Here is a 24,283-nt window from a genome sequence, read left to right as displayed (position 1 = left end):
AAGGCCCCGCCGCATCGATGAGGGGTGCCGGTCCATTCTCCGGCTCACGGACCGAGGAGCGCCAGCGCCTTCTCCCGCGGCCTGGGATCGATCATCTTCGCCACGTCGCCGGGCTGGGTCATGTCGCCGCTCCTGACCAGGAGGTCCTGCATCCAGGCGATCTTCTCGATCGGAATCGGCATGTCGGGGTCGACGGCGCCCGAGCTGACGGCGTCGTCGAAAATATAGGCCGCGCGCGGATCGCCGGGCTTGGCTTCGGTGATCTCTCGCGCCAGCTTGAGGGCTTCCTCGCGGTGGGAGAGCGCATAGCGGAGACCGGAAATTTCCGCGGCGAGGAAGCGGACAGCATCCTCGGGGCGCCCGGCCAGGGTCTTGCCGGTCATCATCGTGCAGTTGCGTATGTAGTTCGGCAGCACCTCGCGGCCAGGAACCAGGAGCTTCAGACCCTGATCCTGGGCGATCGGCAGGTATTCCCCGGAGACGACCGCGGCATCGACCACGCCGGCGGCCAGCGCCTTGAAGCGATCGAGATCGCTGCCGAGATTGACGAAGCGCACGTCGGCCGACGGAATGCTGTGCTTGTCGAGGAGCGCTCGGGCCAGCGAATCCGGCATCGCCCCCGGGGCTGAGATGGCGAAGGCCTTGCCCCTGAGCTGCTCGACACTGGCGATCCCGGCCTTGACGAAGATCCCGTGCGGCAGGCCCTGCCAGAAGCAACCGACGAACTTCACATCGACGCCCCGCGCGGCAACCTTGATCGAGCCGCCGATGCCGCCCTCGAAGCTATCCAGCTCGCCGGCGAGCAAAGCCTGCAGGCCGGTGATGTCACTCTTGATCTGTACGATCTCCAGCGCCAGCCCCTGTTTTACGGCAAAGCCGCCGCGGCTCGGCATCAAGATGATGCCGGCGTCGCTCTTCGCCTCCAGGAGGCCGTGGCGCCATGGCTTCGGCGGATCGGCTGCGGTCGCTCCCGGCACGGCACCGCCGAGCGTTGCCGCCAAGACTGCGCCGGCAAGCATCGTCACGCCGAGCATCGATCGCATTGTTGAACCTCCCCGAGCCGACCCTCACCCGCCTCGCTTACGCTCGGCACCCTCTCCCGCATCGCGGGAGAGGGAGGGGCCCACGCGCTCGCGTGGGAGGGTGAGGGATCTCTATATCGACCAGTATACGTCGATCGTCATTCTCCCAATGCCTCATGCTTCCAATAGTTCCAGGCGCGGTCGAGCGAGCCGTCATTGGCCTCCGCCGCTTTCTTTGCTTCTTCATCGGCGAGAAAGATCGGCTGGCCCAGCTTGACCGCGTCCATCTGCAGCTGGGCGTTCACCGATGCGTAGATCGAGCGATAGACCACCTGCTTGATCGACTTGCCGACCATGGTGGCGCCATGACCGCGCATCAGCACCACGGGCTTGTCGCCGAGGGATTTGGCGAGAGCCTTGCCCAAGGCCGGCGTCCTCACCAGCATGTTGGTCATGCCGGCGGCCTCGCGGATCTCGAAGATCGGCACGCCGGCGCCGAGAAAGCCGCTCATGTGAAAGATCGGGCGCAGCAGCGTTCCCGTAGCACCATAGGGAATGAGCTCGCGGGCATGGCAATGCACCACGGCGACGATCTCGGGCCGCGCCTTGTAGATCTCGCCGTGAATGTAGCGCTCGCTGTAATAGCGCTGGCCCTTGTCGACGATCGGATTGCTGTCGAGATCGAAGGTCACGATGTCGGCTTCCGTCACCAGGCCCGGCGCCAGGTGGCGGGACATCAGGTACCGGGTTGGATCTTTGTCGTGACGCACGCTCAGATGCCCGAAGGCGTCGACCACCTTCTGGTGCGACAGGATCTTGTTGCCGATGACGAGCTCGTCGATCAGATCAGAGGCGGGCAAGGTGCCGGCGTCCCCCGATCCGGTCATGCATCGCACCCGCGCGCGGCCTCGAGCATCGTTGAGTTCTCCCCTCTGCCCGCCATGGTCGCTGCCAGTCTAGCAGGTCTCGGATACCGGCCGGGATTGCCGCGCGCCGGCGGTGCCTGCTTGCTCATTTCGCCCGCTTCGGCCCGTAGAACAGCACCCAGGTCTGGAAATCCTCGGAGAAATTCAGAAAGCGGTGTTCTTCATGGGCGGCGGCGAACAGCACGTCGCCGGCCGCGAACGGGACCGTCTCGCCCGCCCGCTTGAAGGAGCCGGTGCCGCTGATCACCACATAGAGCTCGTCCTGGTCATGGGGCACCTGATTGTCGACGCCCTTGGGCGCGTAGTGCCGCAGCTCGATCGCGCCGGTATCGAAGGCCTGCTTCGACAGACGCCCCGGCGGAAACGGCAGCAGGTCGAGATCGCCGACGCGGGTTCTGGTCTTGGGATCCATGCCGGCTATCCTCCAGGGCGATCACCGTTCGGATCATTCGAGCCGGTCCGCGCCCGTAACGCAAGGGCATGGGAGCGCCAAGAGCGGCGCGGAGCGCATCGGCGGGTGTTTACACGATGGCGCTTCCCGACTAGTGTCTGCGGCATGCACCTCGTGCCCGCCAACCGCTTCTATCGATTTTATGGCTATCCGAAAGTGGCGGCGGACGGAGGGCTGCGTTCAATCTGAATTTGGATGCATAGACACCCCGAAAGCCGCCAGCCTCACTGGCGGCTTTTTTGTGCCGCCGGTGTGGTGAAACCCCGAGGAGACCACACCGTGACAAGCACGACCGATGACGTTCGGATCCGAGAGATCAAGGAACTCATTGCTCCCGCGGACGTCATAGATGAATTCCCGCGCACCGACGCGGCGACCCGCACGGTCGCCAACTGTCGTCTCGCTCTGCACGACATTCTGCATGGTGCCGATGGCCGCCTTGCGGTAGTAGTCGGACCTTGCTCAATCCATGATCCGACAGCCGCACTCGACTATGCGGGTCGGCTCGTCGGCATGCGCCGGCGCTTAGGCGGTGCGCTCGAAATCATCATGCGAGTCTATTTCGAGAAGCCACGCACGACCGTCGGCTGGAAGGGACTGATCAACGACCCCAACCTCGACGGCAGCTTCGAAATCAACAAGGGCCTGCGGCTCGCGCGCAAATTGCTGCTTGAGATCAACGGTGCGGGCTTGCCTGCCGGCTGCGAATTTCTGGACACGACGACACCGCAATATATTGCCGACCTCGTCGGGTGGGGCGCCATTGGCGCGCGCACGACGGAAAGCCAGATCCATCGAGAAATGGCCTCGGGCCTCTCCTGCCCGGTTGGATTCAAGAACGGAACCGACGGCAATGTGAGGATTGCGGTCGATGCGGTCATGTCAGCCTCGCAGCCGCATCATTTCCTTGCCGTAACCAAAGGCGGCCGCTCTGCCATCGCGGCCACGAAGGGCAACGATGATTGCCACATCATTCTGCGTGGCGGCAAGACGCCAAACTTCGATGCAGCAAGTGTCAACGCCGCTTGCGGAGAGCTGGATCGATCCGGGCTGCCTCCGGTCGTCATGATCGATGCTAGCCATTCCAACAGCGCCAAGGACCCGGAGAAGCAGCCCCGGGTCATCGAAGATGTGTCGCAGCAGATCGAGGCGGGCGACAGCCGCATTGTCGGTGTCATGGTGGAGAGTAATCTGGTGGGCGGGCGCCAGGAACTCATCGCCGACCGACCGCTTGTCTATGGCCAAAGTATCACTGACGGCTGTATCGGCTGGGATACATCGGTCAGAGTGCTCGAACGGCTGGCGGCGGCCGTGGAACAACGGCAGCAGTCGCGAGCCCTGAACGCCGCTTCACCCGGTCAAAATATCCGTTCGATTCAGACTGCGAGACGAAATTGAGAGTTCATTGCCCGGTAGTGTGCCGCATCCGCCGCCATTCGGAGGAACGATGACCGCCATCACCATACGTCCCTTGGCACAAGGCGATCACGCCCTCTGGTATCCGCTCTGGCGGGCCTATCAGGTCTTCTACAAGGTCGATATCGCCAAAGAGGTGAGCGACGTCACCTGGGCGCGGCTCAACGATCCGGCCGAGCCTATGGGCGGCGCCATCGCCCTCCAAGACGGCGGCGCCGTCGGCATCGTGCACCACATCCGTCACCGCTCCTGCTGGACCACGGGCGACTATTGCTATCTGCAGGATCTCTACGTCGATCAGACGGTGCGCGGCCAGGGCGTCGGCAGGCGCCTCATCCAGCATGTCTACGATCTGGCGCGAAGCGGCGGCTGCTCCCGGGTCTATTGGCTGACCCACGAGACCAATCACACCGCCATGCAGCTCTACGACCGCATCGGCGACCGCTCCGGCTTCATCCAGTACCGCAAGATCCTCTGAGCGCGGCCTAACCCCTCGCCCTGAACGGGCGCCCCCATTTGCGTGGTGCCGGATCGCTCGGCATTGAGTAGTATTGTCGGAATTCCACAGTAGCCGCAGAGATTGGCGTCAGGGGGGGCCCAATGCACCGTCCGATCGCCTACTCAATCCGTCTGGCCGTGCTGGTGCTTTTGGTGCTGGCCGCCGGGACCCTGCGCCTCGCCGGTGCTGAGGCGCTCTTGCCGATGCCGCAACTCGCGGCCGGAGACGCGGCCGGATCGGTCGCGCCATCCCCCGCCTCACCCGCGCCCGTTCGCAAGACGTCGCCTCCGCCGGCAAGCCCGGTGCCGCAGCCCGAGGCGAGCAGCCCCGCAGCACCGCTCATGGCGCCGCCGCGGACGATCGCGGATATCACCGAGATCCTCGACAAGCAGAAGCCGGACCCCGCCAAGCGTGCCGCCAACTTTGCGGCGGCGGATAAGGAACCGCCCAAGGGGTTGGAACCGGCGGCGCTGGCGGATTTCTATTTCCAACGCGGACTCGCCGCGGGCGAGATCGGCCGCTCGCAGCAACGGCTCGCGGACCTGAAGCAGGCCTCCGAACTTGGCAAGCGCGCGAATATCGCGCCTGCCTTGCTGGGGGCTTACCTGCAGCAACTGACCGGCGCCCTTCAAGGCGCAGGCGATACCAGGGCGGCCCTCGAGCTGGTCGACGAGCGTCTGCGGCTCATGGCCCAGTCGCAACAATTGACCGCCCTCTTTGGCTTATATGCTCAAAAGATCTCGCTCGCGCTGACCCTTGGGCAGCTTGCTATGGCGAGCGACGCCATGGCTCAGGCAGAGGCGTTTATGGGTACCTATTCCAACTTGCAGCGGGTGCCGACACACATGCGCGATGCTGCGCGCACGACGCTTCTTTCAGCTCGCGCCCAGATCGCGCAAGACACCGGTCGCTACGCCGAGGCCGAAGCGACCTTGCGCGAGGCCTTGTCTCTCTTCACGAAGAATGTGCTTCCAAACGAAGGCCAGTTCCCGGTTGCGCCTGGAACCTTCGCCGATGCGCAGGACCGCTATCTCAACGGCCTCACCCTGTCGTTGATGTCCCAGGGTCGGCTCATCGAGGCCGAGGCCGAGTCACGCCGCTCGCTGTTGGGCCGGCTTGAACGACGGGGACGCTACGCCGCCGAGAGCGCAACCGAAATTCTCCTTCTCGCGCAAGTGCTGTACGAGCAGGGACGCTATGCCGAGGCCGAGCGTCTGGCCGACGCCGCTCGCGACATCCTGGAAAATCTCGGGCATGGCAAGGGATCCGGTTTCCTCGCCAACACAAGGCGCTGGATCGCCCAATCGCAGTCGGCCGCAGGCAAGCACGAGGCGACGCAGGCGACCTATGCGGCGCTCGAACGGGACATCGGCGATGAGCCGGGGCTGCGCCGAAAGTTCCTCGATGGCAACATTAACTATGGCCTGGTCTTGCTTCGATCCAATCGGAGCGAAGAGGCGATCCGCATCATCCAAAACGTCGCCGAGCAAAATGCGAAACGGCTGGGCGAGAAGGCCTATGCGACCGCCGAGGCGCGGGGCTGGCTCGGCGCGGCGCTGGTGCGTGCCGGGCAAAATGATCGAGCGCTCAAGGAGTTCTTGATGGCGCTACCGATCCTGACCTCGGCCTCGCGCGAGGCCAATGACAATAGCGAGGCCGGCGGCTCGATTGCCGAGCGCGATCGACGGGCGCAGAAGATCATCGAGGCTTATTTGGGCCTGCTTGCCGACTCTAAGGGTGCGGCGGCCGCCGCTGAAACCTTCCACCTGGCCGAGGCGGTGCGCGGTCGATCGGTTGAGCGGGCACTCGCCGCCTCCGCCGCCCGCGGCGCCGCCTCCGATCCGGCGCTGGCCGAGCTGGTACGACGCGAGCAGGATGCGCAAAAGCAGATCGCTGCTCTGCAGGGCATGCTGACTAATGTTCTATCCCTGCCGACGAACGAGCAGGATCAAGCGGCGGTGCAGAAACTGCGGGAGCAGATCGATCAGCTCCGAGATGCGCGCGCGCGGCTCAGGGAGGAGATCGAGCGAAGCTTCCCGGACTACGTGAACCTGATCGACCCGAGACCGGCGACGATCGAGCAGGCGCAAAAAAGCCTCCGTCCCGGCGAGGCGCTGATTGCCACCTATGCTGGCGAGGAGCGTTTGTTCGTCTGGGCGATCCCGCAACAAGGCTCGGCCGCCTTCGCCGCGGCCAAGGTCGGCGATCGCGAGATCGCTTCCATGGTCTCCGAACTCCGCAAGGCGCTGGATCCGAACGCGTCCAGCCTGGAGGAGGTGCCGGAGTTCGACCTGGCGATGGCCTACAAGCTCTACGAGCTCATCTTGAAGCCGATCGAGACCGGCTGGGGGAAGGCGGAGGGCCTGATGTTCGTGCCGCACAAGGCGCTGGGCCAGCTGCCGATGGCGCTCTTGGTGACCGAGCCCATCAAGCTGCCGGCGAAGACCAAGCTGCCCTTTGCGCACTACAAGGCGGTGCCGTTCCTGGTGCGCAAGGTGGCGGTGACCCAGCTGCCTTCGGTTGCCTCGCTGGCGACCTTGCGCTCGCTGCCGCCGCCCAAGGGTGCGCGCATCGCCTTCATCGGCTTCGGCGACCCTTGGTTCAGCCCGGAGCAGGCCGAGCAGGCGCTGGCCGAGGCCAACCCCGGCCCGCTGAAGACGCGGGGGGCGCCCAAGACCGCGCAGCTGCAGACCCGCGGCATTCCCTTGGTGCGTCGCAGCGCGCCGGCGACCCAAGGTGTGAACAGCGCCGAGCTGGCGATGCTGCCGCGGTTGCCGGACACCGCCGAGGAGGTCCGCAACATCGCGCTGGCGCTCAACGCCGATCTCACCAAGGACGTGATCCTCGGCGCCGCGGCCAATGAGAAGACCGTCCGGTCGATGAACCTCGCCGACCGTCGCATCATCGTCTTCGCCACCCATGGATTGGTGCCGGGCGATCTCAATGGGCTGACACAGCCGGCCCTGGCGCTGTCTTCGCCGGCGGTGGCGAAGATCGACGGCGATGGCCTCTTGACCATGGAGAAGATCCTCGGCCTCAAGCTCAACGCCGACTGGGTGGTGCTGTCGGCCTGCAACACCGCGACCGCCGCCGGCGCCGGTGCTGAGGCCGTCTCCGGCCTCGGCCGCGCCTTCTTCTATGCCGGCACAAGGGCGCTCCTGGTCTCCAATTGGCCGGTGGAGACGAGCTCGGCCAAGACGCTGACCACCGATCTCTTCCGCCGCCAGGCGGAGAAGGCCGGGCTTGGACGTGGCGAGGCGATGCGCCAGGCCGAGCTGGCGCTGATCGACGGTCCGGGATATCTCGACCCCGAGAGCAAAGCGCCGTTGTTCTCCTACGCCCATCCGATCTTCTGGGCGCCGTTCACCGTCGTCGGCGACGGCGGCAGCACGCTGTAGCGGTGGCAATGCAGATCCGGCCGATGCCGTGAGCGCGCGTCTCCTCGTCTTGGCCTGGGCGCTCATGGCGCACCCGGCATGGGCGACCGAGCGCGGCGATTTGCAGGCGGCGATCACGAGGCTCGAGGCCGGACTCGCCGCCGGTCTGTCGCGGGAGGCGTTCCACGAGGTCAAAGGCGCAATCGTCCATGCAGCCGACCGCCTCGCCGCGGCCGGAGGCAAGGCCCCGCAAGCTGTCCGGGAGCTCTTGGCCGCCGCCACCGCCGCCGATGCGGTTTGGCGCGAGGCCTTCACCGCCAGCCTCTGCAGCGATCCTGAGGATATGGCCCAGGCGCTGGGCGAGCTATGGCTCAAGGCCGAGGCGGCGCTGCAAGCCTTTGCCGATTGAGCCGGATCCCCCAGCCTCGGAGCGGCCGCCCTCGCTCCGGCTCGGCCAGGCGGCGCTCGACAGCTTCGCGCCGATGGCGTAGGAGCAGTTCGGCCGCATCCCGAGAGCAACCTCCTTGACTGAAATCCCGACGGTCGGCGCGAGCGGGCTCCAGGCCGATATCAGCGAACCCAGAAGCTGGACCACGCGCAACCGCGACGACCGGCCGATCCCGCTCGATCTGCTGCGCGATCTCACGCGGCGCTCGGATGCGCGCGGCCTGGCGCAGATCGGCTTGCATCTGACGTTGCTTGCGACGACCTCGACCTTGATCAGCCTCGTCGGCGGGGTATGGCTGCTGCCGGCGATGCTGCTGCAGGGAATGCTGCTGGCCGCCTGCTTCGCGCCCATGCATGAGAGCGTGCACTACACCTCGTTCAGGTCCCGACGCGTGGCCGAGCTGGTCGCCTGGATCGCGGCCTTGCCCAATCTCTACAACGCGACCCACTATCGCCTCTTCCACAAGGCCCACCATCAGTTCACCCAGGATCCGGTGCTGGATCCGGAGCTGGCCGGAGCCAAGCCATCCTCGCTTACGGGCTATGCCTGGCGCATCATCGGCCTCACTTTCTGGCGCGACCGGGCGCGCTTCCTCATCCTGGCGCTCCGCGGCCGATTCCTGACCATGCCTTATGTGCCCGACGCGGCGAAAGCGGGGCTCAGGCGCTCGGTCGCCCTCCAGCTCGTCCTCTACGCGGCGGTCGGCACTTCGGCGGCGGCCTTCGAGAGCCTGGCGCCGCTCACCTACTGGATCCTGCCGGCGATGCTGGGCCGGCCGTTTCTCAGCGTCATGTTGCTGGCCGAGCACACCGGCTGCAGCAACGAGCCCGACGGGCTCGCCAATACCCGCTCGACCGAAACCTGGGGGGCGTGGCGCTTCATCTTGTGGAACATGCCCTTTCATGCCGAGCATCACTTCTACCCGTCGATTCCGTTTCACGCGCTGCCCGCGGCCCACACCTTGATGCAGGGCAAGCTCGCCCATGTGGCGCCTGGGTATCTCTCGACCCATCGGGGATTCGTGCGCCGGCTCGCATCCGGCCAAGCCTTGTAGAGGAGCACCATGCAGCCCGACATAACCAAGCTGGTCGCCGACCTCGAGCGTCTGCTCAAGCTCCGTGCCATCCCCTTCGGCATGAAGCTCTTTGAGAGCGTGGAAGAGATGGCGGCGATCCCGCGCATTCGGCGGCCGAAGGCGGTCCACACCTTGGATCAGGTGGTGGCCCAGGCGGCACGGCTCGGCTGGACCGTCGGCATCACGGCGGAGGATCTGGTGGGCCAGCAATGCCGCGCCGTCGTCGGGCTGACGGCGCAGGACGAGTCATGGCGCGCCGGCACCAGCTATGTCGGCGTCTGGTATTCGAGCCCGGAGGACGCACGCCGGCACCAGGAGGCGATGGACGTGGTGCCGCACGGGCGCTACCGCGCACTCGCCGTAGCCCCGCTCGCCAGCGGCAGGCTGGACCCGCCCGACATCGCCCTCTTCTACGCCACGCCCGGCGCCATGATGTACTTCATCAACGGATTGCAATGGCAGGGCTACAAGAAGCTCGATTGGGGCGTGGTCGGCGAATCCGCCTGCGCCGATTCCTGGGGAAGGGCGTTGAAGACGCGGGAGCCCAGCCTGTCGATCCCCTGCTTCGCCGAGCGGCGCTATGGCGGCGTGCTCGACGATGAGATGCTGATGGCGCTGCCGCCGGAGCTGTTGGCGAAAGCGATATCCGGCATGGAGGCCTTGGCCAAGAACGGGCTGCGCTATCCCTTCCCGCAATACGGCATCCAGCAGGATGTGCGCGCCGGGATGGCGGTGAGCTACCCCGGAAAGGCGGGCGGAGGCTGAAGCGAGGGCTGTCCCAGCGCGTGCGTGCGCGGGGCGGGGACGCTGGTACGGAGACCGAGCCTCGGTCCATCGCTGTCCCATCCCAGGCGTGCCCGGGACTGGGACACTGGGACACCGTCGCGCCGCCCGTGGCAATTCGTCAGCCTAGCACCGCGGCGCCGGATTCGACGTCGGCGAACCGTGGCGGATATTCAGAAGATTTGCCGGCCGTTATCCGCCACACGCATTTCGACGCTGCTCACGCGGGGAGGCTTCACCGCCACACCCGGCTCGCCAGCCGGAAGAAGTTCTCGCCCAGGATGCCGCGCACCTCGCTGTCGCTGAAGCCATGGGCCAACAGCCCTTCGGTCACCGCCGGGAGCTGCTCGGGATCGGCGTTGCGGGAATTCCGGTACTTGCCGTAGCCGGCGGCGGGCGGCCAGAAATGCGGGTCGCGGATGTCCACGGGCTCGCCGGGGCTGCAATTGTAGTCGAGCCCGATGCCGACATGCGCCGCGCCGATGCGTTCGGCGACATAGGCGATGTTGCGGACCAATGTCTCGGTCCGCGCCTCGGGATCGCCCATGAAGAGGCCGATGCCGTGCAGGCCGACGACGCCGCCCGTGGCGCCGCAGGCCTTGATCTGCGCATCGACGATGTTCCGCCCATGGTCGTTGAGCGCCTTGGGGTTGGAGTGGGAGAAGATGACCGGCTGGCTCGAGGCCTCCATCGCTTCCAGCGAGGTCTTGAGGCTGCAATGGCTCAAATCGACCAGCATGCCCACCCGGTTCATCTCGGCGATCACCGTGCGCCCGAACGGGGTCAGGCCGACATTCTCGTCGTGGCAGCCGCCGCCAGCCCTATTGTTGCGGTTGTAGGCGAACAGCATCTGGCGGACGCCGAGCTTGTAGTAGAGCGACACCATCGCCGCGTGGCCGTCCAAGGACTCCATGCCTTCGATGTCGAAGGCGATGGCGAGCCGGCCGGCACGCTTGGCCCGGCGAATGTCCTCGGCGGTGTCGACGAGGCGGAAGCGCTCCGGGTGCTTCTCGAACCAGGTGCGGAACGCCGCAAGATTCTTGACGGTCTTCTGCCAGTCCTCGACGTCGAAGCCGACATTGACCGACAGATAGTCGACGCCCGACGCGATCCAGCGATCGAGCTTGTCGAGATCGGCTTCGGGGTAGGGCCAGAACCCGGAGTGGTCGTCCCAGACCAGCGCATCGGCGTGCAGTGTCGCCGCACGCTCGGAAATGTTCCATCGGCTGGACATGGGCCCGTTCCTCCACCCTCTGGGACGGATCCTAGACCCACGGGCCGTTCCCCGCGGGCGAATTCCGATCCCTCAGCGCTTGAGCCCGAATGCCCAGATGAGACCGTCGCGCAGCCAGACCGGCGCCAGATCATGCCCGCCTTGATGCACGCAGAGCTGCAGCTCCCGGCCCGAGGCGCAGCCGATCCAGCTCCGGCACTCGAGATCGCCCTGTTGCTCGCGGCGGTCGGGCTCGGCCGGGCAGCGATCGAGCGCCTGCAAGATCTCGAAGCTCTTCAGCGTATCGCCTTGATGCCAAGAGCCGCCGATGGCGCGCCCGCCCATCGGCACCGTGCGGTCGTTCAGCCCATGGACATGGCGGAGATCGATAGATCCCGTCTCGCAGCCTTCCGGGTAGGGCAGCCAGAAGCTGCCGGACATCGGCAGGAAGGCGGTGAAGCCGGAGGCCGCATGGCAAGCGAGCTCCCAGACCATCGAGCCGCCGATCGAGAACCCGGCCGCCACCACACGCGTGCGGTCGACCGGCCAGCGCGTTTGCGCATCGGCAACGACCGCACGGAGAAAGGCGACGTCGTCGCGGCCCCGTTGCGGCGAGCCGTGAAAACCCCAACCATTGTTCACCCCGTCGGGCGCCACCAGCAAGCCGCCGACCGAGGTGACCGCGTCGACCATATACTCATTGCCGACGATATCGGCGCCGCTTCCTCGGTAGAGATGCAGATAGAGCACCAGCGGCAAGGGCGACCGGCCGTCCCATGCGGCCGGCGCCACGGCATGATAGGTGCCGGATTCGAGCCGAACAGTGACCGGCTCGCCGGCAAATGCGGAGGCGGCGCAAAGCAACAGCGCGACGAGCGCGGCCAGCACCGTCCGCAATCGCCGCATGCCCCCACCCCAACCCTCCCCCGCATTCGCGGGGGAGGGAGTCAAGAACTGCGTCCCTCTTACTCCCTCCCCTAACTTGTTGGGGGAGGGTCGGGGTGGGGGCATCGCACAATCTGCAAGCATCTCTATCGCCATAGCCGCCCCCGTTGTTTCACCCGTTCGAGAAGCTGCCATGTCGCCTCGTCGGCTTCGATGAGGCGATGGCCCCGGGGCTGCGGCGGCTCGATCCGCCATCCCAGGGATCGGATCACCGCCGGCATTTCGTAGTAGTCCTGCAAGACCGTCAGCACCAGGAAGCGGAACGCCTCGGGCATACGCTGTTCGACCGCGCGCATTGTGGCGATCCTCGCCTCCGGCGAGGCTCCGAGGAAGCGCTCCGCGCCGCCAGCTTCGGTGGCGATCGCATCCAGCGTCGCCGCATGCGCCCCTGCCCGAGGGGCAAGATCGACGCCGCAAGCGCTGGCGGCGGGCAGCGCGCCTTCCGATGCCGCCGTCGCCTCGCCCGGCATGAGCGTATCCAGAACGGCGCGGAGAAACTCCGGGCTCATGCGAGGTCCCGCGCGAGATCGTCGGCGATCTTCAAGGCAAGCGCGCCGATGGTGGAGCCGGGGTTGACGGCACCCACGGTCGGAAACAGGCTGCCATCGGCGATGAGCAGGTTGGGTGCGCCATGGCAGCGCCCGCTGGCATCCGTGACCGAGCTCGCCGGATCGGTGCCCATGCGCGCCGTGCCCAGAAGATGCCATCCGGTCATCGGCGAGGGATTCATGCGGGCGATGCGATAGGCGCCGGCGGCACGTAGCACCTCCTCCGCCCGCTCGACACCGAAGGCGAGGCTTCGCTTGGAATGCTCCGACATGGTGTAGTCGAGCTTCACCCCCGGCAACCCGTCGGCGGCGATGTCGTCGGTCAAGCTCACCCGGTTGTGGGCTTCCGGCAGATCCTCGGCCATCACCAGGATGGCGATGGAGTGCCGAAACTCCTCGCGGAGCTGCCGATGCGCCGCCTCGCCCCACAGCGTCTCCAGGCGCGTGGCCTGCGTCAGCGCATTGTTCTCGCGGGTGACCTGCAGGTGGATGCCGCGCTTGAAGCCGCGGGCCGGATCGGTCTCATAGAATTCATGGCTATAGAGGGCGCAGCCGACCGGCCCGATCGGTCCGTCGAGCTCCTGGCTGAACATGCCGCGGAGATAGGCCGCGGGATGGAACATGAGATTGCGTCCGAGTGCCGGACTCTCGAGCCCGGAGGCGAGCAGCAGGCGCGCCGTGCCGATGCCGTTGCCGGCGACGACCACGAAAGCCGCCGGCTGCAGCACCTCGCGTCCGTGGCTGTCGCGATACAAGGCGCCGGTGGCGCGGCCGCCTTCGATCAGGACGCGTTCGACCACCGCCTCGGTCCTGAGCTCGACGCCGCTCTGGATTGCCTTCGGCCAATAGGTGGCGTCGACCGACGATTTGGCGCGGCTGGCGCAGCCGATGAGGCAGGGGCCGCAATTGTTGCAGGCGTCCCGGCCGTCATAGGGGCGGGAATTGACCGCGGCATCGACCGGCCACCAATGCCAGCCCAATCGATCGAACCCGCTGGCCGCCGTCATGCCGAGCTTGCCCAAGGGCAAGGGCGGCATCGGGCGCCGCATCTTCGGCGGATAGGCGGGATCGCCGTCGAGCCCGGCGACGCCGACCTCGACGTCGTTCTGATCGTAGTAGGGCTCGAGCGCGAAATAGTCGAAGGGCCAGTCATCGCCGACGCCGTCCAGGCTCCGGGTGCGGAAATCCGAGGGATGGAGGCGGGGAAAATGCGCGGCCCAGGTGATGGTGGAGCCGCCGACGCCGCTCCACATCAAGGGTTTGAAGACCGACCCGCGGTCATCGACGGGATAGTCCGCCGATGGCGAGGGCGCTTCAGCTTTGAGGCGGAGATTGGGCGATGTCGCCCATTCATTGAGGATGGCGCGCTGCCAGTCCTGGCGATGGGCCGGCATGGCGGCGCGGTCGACCCAGCGCCCGCGCTCCAGGCAGACGATGCGGAGCCCGGGCCGGCGCTCTGCGAGGCGCCGCGAGAAGGCCGCACCGCCGAAGCCGGCACCGACGACGACCACGTCGACGGGATCGAGCCGCGCTTCCGGCATCATGCGCGTTTGCTAGTGTCCCGCCGCAGAAATTCGTCAGCGAATTTCTGGGACAAGCGGGCCACCAATCTATTGAATCTAGTGTGATGATTCCGAAGTTCGTACACGAACTTCGGAATCATCACACTAGTGGACGGCGCCGTCATGCCACCAACGTCCGCCCAGAACCACACCAAGCGGCATGAGGCGCCGGTCCGCCTCGAGCTCGCCGCCGACGGCATCGATGTAGGAGACCGGCCCTTTGCGGATCTCCAGGATCGCCTTGGCGACATCGGCGATCCCGTCCCGGCTCTGGGCCGGGTCGATGACATGGCCGCCCTTGATGAGAAGATCGTAGGTCAAGTCGTGGCTCCCCGTGAGGGGCGCCAGCCTAGTGTGATGATTCCGAAGTTCGCAAGCGAACTTCGGAATCATCACACTAGATTCAACAGAGTAGTGGCCCGCTTATCCCTGAAATTCGCCTGCGAATTTCAGGGGCGGGACACTAGGGGGACGAAGCAAGACGGGCAAGGAACGGCCGGCGAGAGTTGACGGCCGAAGATCCTCTGCCGGCTTCTACGCGTCGCCCTCGACATTCGATCAATTTCGCGTAAAATTGCCGATGTTGGCTGGCCAGGAGCCACCGTTCCGAAGAAAAGCTTCGGAAACGAGCCGCAAAGTCGGCCTCGACCTGACGGCGACGATCCAGAAAGGAGCGTTCCATGGCCTCCCAATCCCCTCCGAAGTCTCCGATCACCAAGCCGGCGCGCCCGACGGGTGGCGGTCCGCGCGAGCCCGCCAATGCCTATGAAGAGGTGTATGCGGGATGGCGTATGGCGACGGCGGCGAAGATCTTCGTCCTCTTGGCGGCGACTCTGTTCCTATGCGCTCTCGGCGGCACCGTGGTCGTGCATCTGGCGCAGCCCTTCGCCCGCGCGCTCCTGGTGGCCGCTCTCGCCATTCCGGTGACCGTGCTCCTCTACTACATCTGGCAGAGCTGGAAAGCGCTCGCCCACACGCAGCACACCCACGCTCAGCCGCGGCCGGGTGGCGCCATCGCATCCGGGCACCGAAGACCCTTCTAAGGCTTCGCTGTCGCGACATGCGCGCGCGAGTGAGGCGCCGCCGGCGCCAACGCGCGATTGCGTCCGAGAGAATAGCCGCCATACAATAAGAACTCGGTGGTTCCATTCGTGAAAAACCGCGCGAAATTAGTGTGACAGTCTGCGCGTGGGGGGCGGTCTGTGCCATCTATGCTTGAACTGGACTGGCGGTTTTTCCCGGTCTACGATGCGATCGACCGGGCCACGGCTTATCTCGGCGCCTATGATTTGGCGCTGGTGGCGACTTCGGTCGTCATTGCCATCCTTGCCGCCTTCGTCGCCCTGTCGATTTCCGGGCGCATCGTCGCCGCCGCCACCCAACGCGGCCGTTGGGCCTGGGCGACGGCCGGCGCTCTCAGCATGGGCGGCGGCATCTGGTCGATGCACTTCATCGGCATGCTCGCCTTCTCGCTGCCCTGCGGTATCACCTACGACTCGGTCGGCACCGTCTTATCGATGATCCCGGGCGTGCTGGCGAGCGGCACCGCGCTCGGCACGATCAGCCGCCCGACGGAGCCGGATGTGAAGCGCCTCGGCGTCAGCGCGGTGCTGATGGGGGCCGGCATCGGCACCATGCACTACTCCGGCATGGCGGCGATGCAGCCGGAGGCGCTGCTCCGATACGATCCCGGACTGGTGCTGCTGTCGATCGTCGTGGCGGTGGTGCTGGCCTTTATCTCGCTCAGCATCCATTTCCGCATCCATCGGCCGTTTTCCTCGGGCCGGCCGGAAACGATCATTGCCGCAACGGTCATGGGCTTGGCCGTCGCCGGCATGCATTACACCGCCATGCAGGCGTCGATCTTCTATCCGCTCCCCGACGCGCCGACGTCCAGCATGGCGCTCTCTCCGACGCTCTTGGCGCTCCTCATCACCATCTTCACCGTCCTCATCGCCACCAGCACGCTGGTCGCGACCTTCGCCGGCCGCCAGAACGAGCTCGCCCTTAGCCTGACGGCCGAAGTGCAGCGCCGGCAACGAACGGAAGAAGATCTGGTGCGCGCCCGCGAGCAGGCCGAGGCAGCGAACCTCGCCAAGTCGCAGTTCCTGGCGACGATGAGCCACGAGATCCGAACGCCGATGAATGGCGTGCTCGGCATGGCGAACCTGCTCATCTCCACGCCGCTCAATGACCGGCAACGGCGGTTGGCGGAGACGCTGTCGCGTTCGGGCAAGGCGCTGTTGGCGACGATCAACGACATCCTCGATTTCTCCAAGATCGAAGCCGGACGGTTCGAGCTCTTTGATGTGGATTTCGACCCGCGCGAGGTGATCGCGGAGGTGACCGATCTCTTCTGCGAGCCCTCGGCCAGCAAGGGACTCGAGCTCGTCTACTTCATCGCCGAGGAGGTGCCGGGCAAGCTGCACGGCGATCCCATTCGGCTGCGCCAGGTCCTTATCAACCTCGTCGGCAATGCCGTCAAGTTCACCGAGCGCGGCGAGGTCCTGATCGAGATCGATGTCGCCGGCAGCGGTCCCGACCATGTGGTGCTTGCCTTTTCCGTGGAAGACACCGGGATCGGCATCGCCTCCGCGCAGCGCCAGCAAGTGTTCAGCTCCTTCTATCAGGCCGACCATGCGATGACCCGCGCGCGCGGCGGCACCGGGCTCGGCCTCACCATCGCCAAGCATCTCGTCGAATTGATGGGCGGCGAGATCGGCGTGACCAGCGAGCTCGGCGATGGATCGCGCTTCTGGTTTACCGTCCGGCTGGGGCGGGTCGCCGGCGAGGCGGACGAGACCCGCGCCTCCCGCCATGTCGCGCGGCCGTTCCGCGCGCTGCTGGTGGATACCAACGCGGTTAGCGCGCGCGTCTTGTCGTTGTACCTGTCCAGCTGGAGAATCGAGACCACGGTCGCGACCAATGCCGAGGAAGCCGAGGCGGCGTGGACCGCGGCCGGCACCTCGGCGCGCGGCTTCGATGTGGCCATCATCGACGTCAAGGGGCTGAAGGGGGCCGGCGTCAACCTCGCGCACCGGATCCACACCGATGACAGCGGCAGGAAGGCGAAGGTCGTGGCGCTGGCCGGCATCGACGGCCTCATCACCGACGACAGCCAGACGCGGCTCGGCATATTCGCGACCCTGACCAAGCCTGCGCGTCCATCCGAGCTGTTCAACTGCCTAGCGACGCTCGCCTCTAAGTCGCGCGAGACCGACGTCGCTCCCTACTTCATGCGCCGCAGCGTGCGCACGCAGCGTGCGCAGTTCGACGCCCGCATCTTGGTCGTGGAGGACAACGCCACCAACCAGGAGGTCGCTGTCGGTATGCTGGAAGCCATGGGCTGCCAGACCGTGACCGCGTCCAACGGCAGCATCGCCGAAGAGCGCTTCACGGAGGATCGCTTCGACCTCGTGCTGATGGATTGCGAGATGCCGGTGATGGACGGCTTCGAGGCGGCGCGGCGCATGCGCAAGATCGAAGCTAAGGTCGCCGAGGCCGGCGAGGCATCCCGGCGAAGGACCGCCATCGTCGCGGTGACGGCGCATGCCTTGACCGCCGTGCAGCAGCGCTGCTTCGAGGCGGGAATGGACGATTTCCTGGTGAAGCCCTACGACGAGGTGCAGCTCGCCGAGACGCTGAGACGCTGGCTGCCGAGCTTGGAGCGTGCGCCCGTCAGATCCGATCCGCGGGGCGCCGCCGATCCAGCGACGATCGACCACAGCACCATCGAAAAGATCCGCGCCATCAAAGGCAAGGGCAGCGTCGAGCTGCTGCAGCGCGTGGTCACGCAATTCACCCAGACCAGCCCGCCGCTCGCGGCCACGATCCGCGCCAAGGCCGATGCCGGCGACGCCGAGGCGGTGTGGCGGGCCGCGCACAGCCTCAGATCCAGCGCAGGTGCGATCGGCGCGCGCAAGCTTTCCGAGCGCTGCGCCGAGATCGAGACCATCGCCCGCGAGGTGGGCGCCGAACCGGTCAAGCCGCTCCTCGACGCGCTCGATGCCGAGCTCGCCGCGGCCACCAAGAGTCTCAAGGAGCTGACCTAACAATCCCCGGACCCGTGCTGCGTGGAGAAGCAAGCCTCGATTCTAATCGTCGACGACGATGCGCTGGTGCGCTCGATCATGCGCGCCAGCCTCGAAGACGACGGCTACGCCGTCACCGAGGCGAGCGACGGCGAAGAGGCATACCGGCTGTGCCAGGAGCAGAGCCCGAATCTCCTGGTGGTCGACCTGGTCATGCCGCGGATGGACGGGTTCGAGCTCTGTCGCCAGCTCAGGCAGCTTCCGCAATGGGCGTATGTGCCGATCCTGATGGCGACCGGCCTCGACGACCTGCACTCGATCACCAGAGCCTACGAAGTCGGTGCCACCGATTTCATCGCCAAGCCGATCCAGTGGGTCATTTTGAGCCATCGCGTGCGCTACTTGCTGCGCGCCAGCAGCGCCTTCGACGAGCTCAGGCAAAACCAAGAGCGTTTGCTCACCGCCGTCGCCGCGGCCGAGACCGCAAACCGGGCGAAGACCGAGTTCCTCGCCAATATGAGCCACGAGCTGCGCACGCCGTTGAACGCCATCATCGGCTTCGCCAGCATGATCCGCGCCGGCATGAACGGGAAGGCGACGCCGAAGCACACCGAATACGCCGGCTACATCACCGACAGCGGCGAGCATCTGCTCGCCATCATCAGCGACATCCTCGACATCACCAAGGCCGAATCGAACCGCCTGGTGCTGAGCGAAGAGGCAGTCGAGATCGCCGGTGTCGTCTCGCTCAGCAGCAGCATCGTCAGGGAGATGGCGGAGAAGGCCCAGGTGACCTACAGCGTCGAGATCGAAGAAACCCTGCCCCAGTTCTATGGCGACGCCGCCAAGCTCCGCCAGATCCTGATCAATCTCCTCTCCAACGCGATCAAGTTCACCCCGGCCGGCGGCACCGTCGCTCTCAAGGTCGCGCGCGACGCCGAGGGCCGGCTGCAGATCCGCATCGAAGATTCCGGCATCGGCATCGAGGCGGAGAAGCTTCAGATCGTGCTGACGCCCTTCGGTCAGCTCGATACCAGCTTGGTGCGGCGATTTGGCGGCATCGGCCTCGGCTTGCCGCTGACCAAGCGCCTAGTCGAGCTGCATGGCGGCACGATGGACATCAAGAGCGCGCCCGGCGCCGGGACCGTGGTCACCGCCAGGATCCCCGGGGAGCGGTTCCGCTAGGACCTGAGGGAGGTCGGGACGGTCCCGCAGGCGGCGGCCGAACGCTGAAGTGCCTGGTGCGCGCTCAATCACCCCATGTCAACCGCAGCAACGAGACGCCTTGGCGCGGCAGGGTGAAGGAGAGCGGCAGCGCGCCGCTCGTCGCCGTCACGCTTCGCTCGGGCTCGAAACGCTGCAGCTGCCCCGCCCGTTCGAGCGTCGCATAAGCCTCACCGGCGAGATCCTGGGGCTCGCCCATCTCCTGCCAGAGGCGATGGGCGTTGCTGTGGCGCTCGTCCATCCGGTAGTGGCGGAGGCTGACCGGCTTCGATGCATGCGGCAGGCCCGAGACCTCGAGCGTGATCGCCGCCTCCGGACCGGCGGCGTCGTCATCGTGATAGTGCCAGAGGAGGATGCTCACGCCCGCATCGCTCGACGTCGCCAGCGCATTGACGTCCGGCGCACCGCGCACGCCCTGGCTCAGGATGGAATCAAGGGATAGAGCGTGGCTGGAGGCGACATGGAGCCAGGCGCCTTCCAGCATGCCCAGCATGCGCAACGCGTTCAACACCGCCTTGTCGATGCCGTTCGTCGCCAGATCGCGGAAGCCCTCGAAATACGCCTGGCCCTCGAAGAGGAAGGCCCAGGTGACGCTGCCTTCGATGTCGACCCCCGCGCGCCGTGACAGCTCATAGGTGCGCGCGATCGCCTCCACCACATAGGCGCCATAGAGCGGCCCGTTGCGATAGGCGTTCTCCGGATGGGTCCGCATCGAGCAGGCGGCACACCCCTCCGGGTCGGACTCGCCGAGGATGACGGGCCGGCCCGCGAGCTCGGGAAATTCTTTGACGATATCGAGGTTGGTCTGGATGTCGTTGAGGTGCCGCTGGAGACCCATGCGCACCACACCGGAGCCGATCGAGGGACGGCCCTTGGCGTGGCAACCGATGAAGTCGAGCTGGGTCCCGCGGGCGCCGGTCGCCCAATTGGTGCCGCCGACGCAGTGCTGGAGAAACTGCCTGAGGAACGGACCGGCACCGGGACGGCCATGGGCGCCGCAGGTGTGTGGGCCGCCTACGCGCACGCCCGGCAAGACGCGGGTGAGCGCATCCACCGTCACATCGTAGAGTCGGCAGAACTCCTCGACCGTGCCGGTCCAATAATTGCCATCGGGCTCGTTCCACACCTCCCAGGGCCAGGAGGCAACCACGCGCTGGCCGTAGCGCTCGGCCATGTGCCGGGCCCAGGCGGCAACGAGCTCGCCCCATTTGCCGTAGTCCTTGGGCGGTGTGGCCCATCCCGTCTTGATGCCGCCCGGCCCCATGTCGGGGAAGCTGTGGCGGTAGGGCACCGGCTTGGTCGACAAGGCCTCGGGCATGAAGCCGACCTGGACGAAGGGCACCACGCCGGCATCGAGAGTGGCATCGAAGATGCGGTCGATGATCCGCCAATCATAGACCGGCCGGCCCGTCCTATCTTCGGTGTAGGCGTTGGTCGAACCCCATTTCAAGGACGGCGTGCCGTCGCCGCTGGTGAGCAGATTGTGGGTGCGCGCATAGGAAGGCGCCGGACAGAGCTCTGCCAGCTCGCCCAGGAGCTTTCGGCCGTTCTCGGTATAGGTGTAGTTCGGCTCGTCATAGCCGAACCAATTCCAGATCGGCCGATAGGGCCCGAGCGGCTTGTCGGCCGCCACCTTGATGCTGACGGGTATGGTCTCTGGCATTGCTGTCGACGCCCCGCAAAGGCTCACTCTGCTCGGCCCTATTGGGCGCGATCTTAGTCGATGCCGCAGCGGCGCGGGTAGATTGCGAATGCCACGTAACTGGACACCGCGAGCTTCTCACGGCAAACAGCAATCGAACAGCCCGCACCATGCTGCGGACTCACGCACCTTCCCTCGTATAAGACATTGCCGTATAGTCCCAACATGAGGGTGGTAGCCACGCCGGGTTACGACCGGCGGGCGCGTAAGCTGCTGACCGCCGGCGAACGGGCCACCGCCGAGCTTGAGATTGCGCTGGCGCCGTTGGCCTGGCCTGTGATCGCCGGCACCGGTGGAGCGCGCAAGGCGCGGGCGGCTCGCGGCGGCAAGGGCAAGCGGGGTGGTGCCCGCGTCATCTACTACGTCATGACCGCTCGGGACGTGCTCTACTTGATCGATATCTACGCCAAGAATGACAAAGAGGATGTGACGAATGCCGAGAAGCAGGAAATCCGCAGGCTCACCGCGGCGCTCGAAGCCGCGTCATAGCGCGCTCGGCCGCCGCGTGATCGCGGGGCTCCGCGATGCGCTTGCCCATGCGCGTGGCGAGACGAAGCTTCCCGAATACACCGTGACGGTGCCGGAGAGGGTCAACGTGGCTCAGCTGCGAAAGGCCCTGGGTCTATCGCAATCCGCCTTTGCCCGGCGGTTCGGTCTCGATGTGACGGCGATCCACGCCTGGGAGCAAGGCCGCCGCTGCCCCGACCGCGCGGCTCGCGTCCTTCTCGCGGTCATTGCCAGGGAGCCTGAAGCGGTGCGTCGGGCGCTCGCTGAGTAGCGGACCGAGCTCTTATCGTCCGCCCGAGGCCGGGCGGTTCTATTCCCTCATTGTCGATGGCGGTCGTTTGCTGCCCCTGGCCGGACTTGAACCGGCATGCAGGCAGCAGATCACGAGCTGCTGATGTGGGTCTCCGGCGCGGTCGCCGTTAGCCGCGGAGGTGGCAGGCTGCCACATGGCTTGAACATGAGATCGGTCCGGCTCAGCGCTTCTCATAGAAGTCGGGGTTGAAGGTGCCGATCGAGTTGCCGCCATCGACGGCAAGCGTGGCGCCGGTGATGAACGCCGCCGCCGCCGATGAGAGGAACATGACGGCGTTCGGCGCATCATGCGAGCCCGAGGCGCGGCCCATGGGGATGCGCTGGATCATGGTCTTCACGTAGTCCTCGCTGAGGAGACTGACCTCGCTGCCCGGCGCGAAGCCCGGCTCCACCGCATTGACGCGGATGCCGAACGGGGCCAGCTCGAGGGCAAAGCCCTTGGTCAGGCGGTCGATCGCCGTCTTCGAGGTGCAGTACGGCACCGAGCCCATGGCCATGCGCCGGGACGCGCCGGAGGAGATGTTGACGATGCTGCCCTTGACGCCACGGTCGCGCATGAGCCGGGCGAAATCCCGGGAGAGAAGAAAGGGTGCCCTGAGGTTCACGTCCATGAGCCGATCCCAGTCCTCGGTCTTGATGGCGAGAAGCGAGCCGCTGCGCGGATAGATGCCGGCGTTGTTGACGACGACGTCGGGAGAATTCCAGGCCTTGGCGACGTGGCGGACGAGCTGTCCGATCGATTTCTCGTCGGTCAGCTCGGTCGCATGAGTGAGATAGCGGCCCCGCTTGAGGCCGAGCGCCTTCGGCAGCTTGGCCAGCTCTTTCGAGCGGATGTCGGACAGGCAGAGAAGTGCGCCGGCGGCGGCGAAATCCGCGGCGATGCGCCGGCCGAAGATGCCGGCGGCTCCGGTTATCACCACCTTCTTGTCCTTGAAGCTCCAGGTCATCTTGGTCTCCTCGGGGGTGCCGATGGTTTAGGAACGGGTGAGCGAACGCAGACCGAAGCGGTCGCGGAGACCCCCGAGCCAAGGCGAAGTTAAATGCCGCCATCCAGCAGCGTGGCGGCGCGGGCGGCGTCGAGGCTCTCTGGAACAGCGCCGGCCACGACGCATGCCGGCGCTCCAGGACATTAACCAAGGCCTCACGCGCGGCCAACTACCCGTCGCTCGGCGGGTCCCGCTTGCCTCCGACGTTCAGGCCGCGCCCAGCTTTTCCATGTGATGCGCAAACAGCCGGTCCATCTCGCCATTCACCACTACGAACTGTCCCCAGAAATCGAGGAACGCTTTCCACTCCGCATCGCCATAGCGCACGGCCCAGGTGTTCGGGCGCTTGTCGATCGGCTGATCCGGCGCAAACACCGTGGCCCAGTTCGCATTGCGCTTGGCGAACAGGATGACGTCGCTGTCGCCGCTCATCCAGGCATGGGCACGCTTGGCGCGCACGGGCTCGGCGCCGAGGGTGACTTGTCCGGTCGTGGTGACAATTTTCGCCTTCGGCCACAGGACCGGGATTCGCCCCTCTTCGCTGGCGCCCGCGGTGACCGAGAAGGTCACGCTGGGGTCGTTGAAATCGGCCACGGTCTTGAACCGGGATGCGTCGTCCTTGTGGATCAGCAACAAGCTGCCCTTGGAGTAGAGCGGGCCGACATAGTTCACGGTCAGCGCGCGCGGAATCGTATAGGTCAGCGACGAACCATAGAGGTCGTAGTCGCTGCGGCGCAGACCCACCGTCGCGTTGGCGAACGTCACTTCCTTGTATTCGGGCTTGATCTCGAGTTCCTTGCACAGGCGATCGCAAACATCCTTGTAGATGCCGCCGAGATCGCCGGTCTTGGCGTCCTTGTAGAACCAGGGGCCGGTCTGGGAGTAACCGATCCTGAGCACGCCTTCCTTGCGAACCTTGGCCAGGATCGAGTCCTCCCGTACCCCCGTTTCAAGCACCTGAGCCAGCAATTCGCGCGGCGCCATCGCCGCACCCACCAGGCTCGATGCCGTGCCCAGGATCGCGGCACCCTTCAGAAATTCCCGTTTGCTCGTGCTGACTTGATCGCTCATATCGCTCTCCTCAGGTTTGCGTACGAAACCGCGCTTAAGCGTCAAAGCCCCGCCTAGGGCGACCGCTTACGCAATCGCGCGCAAGCGTATCGCGGCGAGGATGCAATCGAATTGCCATGATCAACGACGGTCGCTCCGGTGCGACCGGAATGGAGTGTCATGGCGAGGTTGCCAATCGAACGACG

At 66.0% G+C, this 24,283-nt stretch carries 22 protein-coding genes; 11 read left to right on the top strand and 11 right to left on the bottom strand.

Annotated features, from left to right (window positions below; all coding sequences use genetic code 11):
- Positions 1–44: 44 nt before the first annotated feature.
- From HY058_19340 to HY058_19330, 3 genes are all read right to left on the bottom strand, one after another.
- Complete coding sequence (locus tag HY058_19340) at positions 45–1,043, bottom strand: ABC transporter substrate-binding protein (GenBank protein MBI3499454.1); 999 nt, start codon at positions 1,041–1,043, stop codon at positions 45–47.
- 137 nt (positions 1,044–1,180) lie between these two features.
- Complete coding sequence (locus tag HY058_19335; GenBank protein MBI3499453.1) at positions 1,181–1,909, bottom strand: class II aldolase/adducin family protein; 729 nt, start codon at positions 1,907–1,909, stop codon at positions 1,181–1,183.
- Between the two features lie 124 nt (positions 1,910–2,033).
- On the bottom strand, positions 2,034–2,360 hold the full coding sequence (locus HY058_19330; GenBank protein MBI3499452.1) for a cupin domain-containing protein: 327 nt from the start codon (positions 2,358–2,360) through the stop codon (positions 2,034–2,036).
- 234 nt (positions 2,361–2,594) lie between these two features.
- On the opposite strand from HY058_19330, the gene HY058_19325 reads away from it, so the two are divergent.
- The 6 genes from HY058_19325 (at position 2,595) to HY058_19300 (ending at position 9,979) form a co-directional block, all read left to right on the top strand.
- Positions 2,595–3,797 (top strand): 3-deoxy-7-phosphoheptulonate synthase, encoded by a 1,203-nt coding sequence (locus tag HY058_19325; GenBank protein ID MBI3499451.1) that lies wholly within the window; start codon positions 2,595–2,597, stop codon positions 3,795–3,797.
- A gap of 49 nt (positions 3,798–3,846) precedes the next feature.
- A complete protein-coding gene (locus HY058_19320; protein ID MBI3499450.1) occupies positions 3,847–4,293 on the top strand; it encodes a GNAT family N-acetyltransferase in 447 nt (148 codons plus the stop codon).
- A gap of 122 nt (positions 4,294–4,415) precedes the next feature.
- Positions 4,416–7,712: a CHAT domain-containing protein gene (locus HY058_19315; protein ID MBI3499449.1), complete on the top strand. Its 3,297-nt coding sequence runs from the start codon at positions 4,416–4,418 to the stop codon at positions 7,710–7,712.
- Between the two features lie 28 nt (positions 7,713–7,740).
- Positions 7,741–8,100 (top strand): hypothetical protein, encoded by a 360-nt coding sequence (locus HY058_19310; GenBank protein ID MBI3499448.1) that lies wholly within the window; start codon positions 7,741–7,743, stop codon positions 8,098–8,100.
- 115 nt (positions 8,101–8,215) lie between these two features.
- On the top strand, positions 8,216–9,193 hold the full coding sequence (locus tag HY058_19305) for a fatty acid desaturase (protein MBI3499447.1): 978 nt from the start codon (positions 8,216–8,218) through the stop codon (positions 9,191–9,193).
- A 9-nt stretch (positions 9,194–9,202) separates the two neighbouring features.
- Entirely contained in the window at positions 9,203–9,979 is a 777-nt protein-coding gene (locus HY058_19300; protein MBI3499446.1) for a DUF169 domain-containing protein, read from the top strand.
- 253 nt (positions 9,980–10,232) lie between these two features.
- Here the strand turns inward: HY058_19300 and HY058_19295 are convergent, their stop codons facing one another.
- The 5 genes from HY058_19295 to HY058_19275 form a co-directional block, all read right to left on the bottom strand.
- Positions 10,233–11,231: a membrane dipeptidase gene (locus tag HY058_19295; protein ID MBI3499445.1), complete on the bottom strand. Its 999-nt coding sequence runs from the start codon at positions 11,229–11,231 to the stop codon at positions 10,233–10,235.
- Positions 11,232–11,303: 72 nt separating this feature from the next.
- Positions 11,304–12,116, bottom strand: coding sequence for a hypothetical protein (locus HY058_19290; protein MBI3499444.1), 813 nt, complete (start codon positions 12,114–12,116; stop codon positions 11,304–11,306).
- Positions 12,117–12,241: 125 nt separating this feature from the next.
- Positions 12,242–12,664, bottom strand: coding sequence for a hypothetical protein (locus HY058_19285; protein MBI3499443.1), 423 nt, complete (start codon positions 12,662–12,664; stop codon positions 12,242–12,244).
- On the bottom strand, positions 12,661–14,247 hold the full coding sequence (locus HY058_19280; protein MBI3499442.1) for a GMC family oxidoreductase: 1,587 nt from the start codon (positions 14,245–14,247) through the stop codon (positions 12,661–12,663). The genes HY058_19285 and HY058_19280 overlap by 4 nt, the downstream gene beginning before the upstream one ends.
- 123 nt (positions 14,248–14,370) lie before the next feature.
- Positions 14,371–14,586, bottom strand: a complete 216-nt coding sequence (locus HY058_19275) for a hypothetical protein (GenBank protein ID MBI3499441.1) — start codon at positions 14,584–14,586, stop codon at positions 14,371–14,373.
- A 359-nt stretch (positions 14,587–14,945) separates the two neighbouring features.
- On the opposite strand from HY058_19275, the gene HY058_19270 reads away from it, so the two are divergent.
- The 3 genes from HY058_19270 (at position 14,946) to HY058_19260 (ending at position 19,481) form a co-directional block, all read left to right on the top strand.
- The gene (locus HY058_19270; protein MBI3499440.1) at positions 14,946–15,308 is read left to right on the top strand and encodes a hypothetical protein; all 363 of its coding nucleotides are present in this window, start codon (positions 14,946–14,948) and stop codon (positions 15,306–15,308) included.
- A gap of 168 nt (positions 15,309–15,476) precedes the next feature.
- Positions 15,477–18,317: a response regulator gene (locus HY058_19265; protein MBI3499439.1), complete on the top strand. Its 2,841-nt coding sequence runs from the start codon at positions 15,477–15,479 to the stop codon at positions 18,315–18,317.
- A 21-nt stretch (positions 18,318–18,338) separates the two neighbouring features.
- Positions 18,339–19,481 carry a response regulator gene (locus HY058_19260; GenBank protein MBI3499438.1) on the top strand — a complete coding sequence of 381 codons (1,143 nt, stop codon included), beginning with the start codon at positions 18,339–18,341 and terminating at the stop codon, positions 19,479–19,481.
- A 64-nt stretch (positions 19,482–19,545) separates the two neighbouring features.
- Here HY058_19260 and HY058_19255 read toward each other — a convergent pair whose 3' ends face one another.
- Positions 19,546–21,183 (bottom strand): beta-xylosidase, encoded by a 1,638-nt coding sequence (locus tag HY058_19255; protein MBI3499437.1) that lies wholly within the window; start codon positions 21,181–21,183, stop codon positions 19,546–19,548.
- A 204-nt stretch (positions 21,184–21,387) separates the two neighbouring features.
- Between HY058_19255 and HY058_19250 the strand changes: the two genes are divergently transcribed.
- Both HY058_19250 and HY058_19245 read left to right on the top strand, forming a co-directional pair.
- Positions 21,388–21,711: a type II toxin-antitoxin system RelE/ParE family toxin gene (locus tag HY058_19250; protein ID MBI3499436.1), complete on the top strand. Its 324-nt coding sequence runs from the start codon at positions 21,388–21,390 to the stop codon at positions 21,709–21,711.
- A complete protein-coding gene (locus HY058_19245) occupies positions 21,656–22,000 on the top strand; it encodes a helix-turn-helix domain-containing protein (GenBank protein MBI3499435.1) in 345 nt (114 codons plus the stop codon). The genes HY058_19250 and HY058_19245 overlap by 56 nt, the downstream gene beginning before the upstream one ends.
- A gap of 202 nt (positions 22,001–22,202) precedes the next feature.
- On the opposite strand, the gene HY058_19240 is transcribed toward HY058_19245, so the two are convergent.
- The gene (locus tag HY058_19240) at positions 22,203–22,988 is read right to left on the bottom strand and encodes an SDR family oxidoreductase (GenBank protein MBI3499434.1); all 786 of its coding nucleotides are present in this window, start codon (positions 22,986–22,988) and stop codon (positions 22,203–22,205) included.
- Between the two features lie 246 nt (positions 22,989–23,234).
- The gene (locus tag HY058_19235; protein ID MBI3499433.1) at positions 23,235–24,098 is read right to left on the bottom strand and encodes a transporter substrate-binding domain-containing protein; all 864 of its coding nucleotides are present in this window, start codon (positions 24,096–24,098) and stop codon (positions 23,235–23,237) included.
- Positions 24,099–24,283 lie beyond the last annotated feature (185 nt).

Source organism: Pseudomonadota bacterium (genome assembly GCA_016195085.1).
GTDB lineage: Bacteria > Pseudomonadota > Alphaproteobacteria > SHVZ01 > SHVZ01 > JACQAG01.
This window is presented reverse-complemented; position numbering and strand designations above follow the sequence as displayed.

Bases quoted from the DNA above. Each gene is read 5' to 3' on its own strand.
- HY058_19340 (MBI3499454.1), bottom strand. From the start codon at position 1,043: ATGCGATCGATGCTCGGCGTGACGATGCTTGCCGGCGCAGTCTTGGCG.
- HY058_19335 (MBI3499453.1), bottom strand. From the start codon at position 1,909: ATGACCGGATCGGGGGACGCCGGCACCTTGCCCGCCTCTGATCTGATC.
- HY058_19330 (MBI3499452.1), bottom strand. From the start codon at position 2,360: ATGGATCCCAAGACCAGAACCCGCGTCGGCGATCTCGACCTGCTGCCG.
- HY058_19325 (MBI3499451.1), top strand. From the start codon at position 2,595: ATGCATAGACACCCCGAAAGCCGCCAGCCTCACTGGCGGCTTTTTTGT.
- HY058_19320 (MBI3499450.1), top strand. From the start codon at position 3,847: ATGACCGCCATCACCATACGTCCCTTGGCACAAGGCGATCACGCCCTC.
- HY058_19315 (MBI3499449.1), top strand. From the start codon at position 4,416: ATGCACCGTCCGATCGCCTACTCAATCCGTCTGGCCGTGCTGGTGCTT.
- HY058_19300 (MBI3499446.1), top strand. From the start codon at position 9,203: ATGCAGCCCGACATAACCAAGCTGGTCGCCGACCTCGAGCGTCTGCTC.
- HY058_19295 (MBI3499445.1), bottom strand. From the start codon at position 11,231: ATGTCCAGCCGATGGAACATTTCCGAGCGTGCGGCGACACTGCACGCC.
- HY058_19290 (MBI3499444.1), bottom strand. From the start codon at position 12,116: ATGCGGCGATTGCGGACGGTGCTGGCCGCGCTCGTCGCGCTGTTGCTT.
- HY058_19285 (MBI3499443.1), bottom strand. From the start codon at position 12,664: ATGAGCCCGGAGTTTCTCCGCGCCGTTCTGGATACGCTCATGCCGGGC.
- HY058_19280 (MBI3499442.1), bottom strand. From the start codon at position 14,247: ATGATGCCGGAAGCGCGGCTCGATCCCGTCGACGTGGTCGTCGTCGGT.
- HY058_19270 (MBI3499440.1), top strand. From the start codon at position 14,946: ATGGCCTCCCAATCCCCTCCGAAGTCTCCGATCACCAAGCCGGCGCGC.
- HY058_19265 (MBI3499439.1), top strand. From the start codon at position 15,477: ATGCTTGAACTGGACTGGCGGTTTTTCCCGGTCTACGATGCGATCGAC.
- HY058_19255 (MBI3499437.1), bottom strand. From the start codon at position 21,183: ATGCCAGAGACCATACCCGTCAGCATCAAGGTGGCGGCCGACAAGCCG.
- HY058_19250 (MBI3499436.1), top strand. From the start codon at position 21,388: ATGAGGGTGGTAGCCACGCCGGGTTACGACCGGCGGGCGCGTAAGCTG.
- HY058_19245 (MBI3499435.1), top strand. From the start codon at position 21,656: ATGCCGAGAAGCAGGAAATCCGCAGGCTCACCGCGGCGCTCGAAGCCG.
- HY058_19240 (MBI3499434.1), bottom strand. From the start codon at position 22,988: ATGACCTGGAGCTTCAAGGACAAGAAGGTGGTGATAACCGGAGCCGCC.
- HY058_19235 (MBI3499433.1), bottom strand. From the start codon at position 24,098: ATGAGCGATCAAGTCAGCACGAGCAAACGGGAATTTCTGAAGGGTGCC.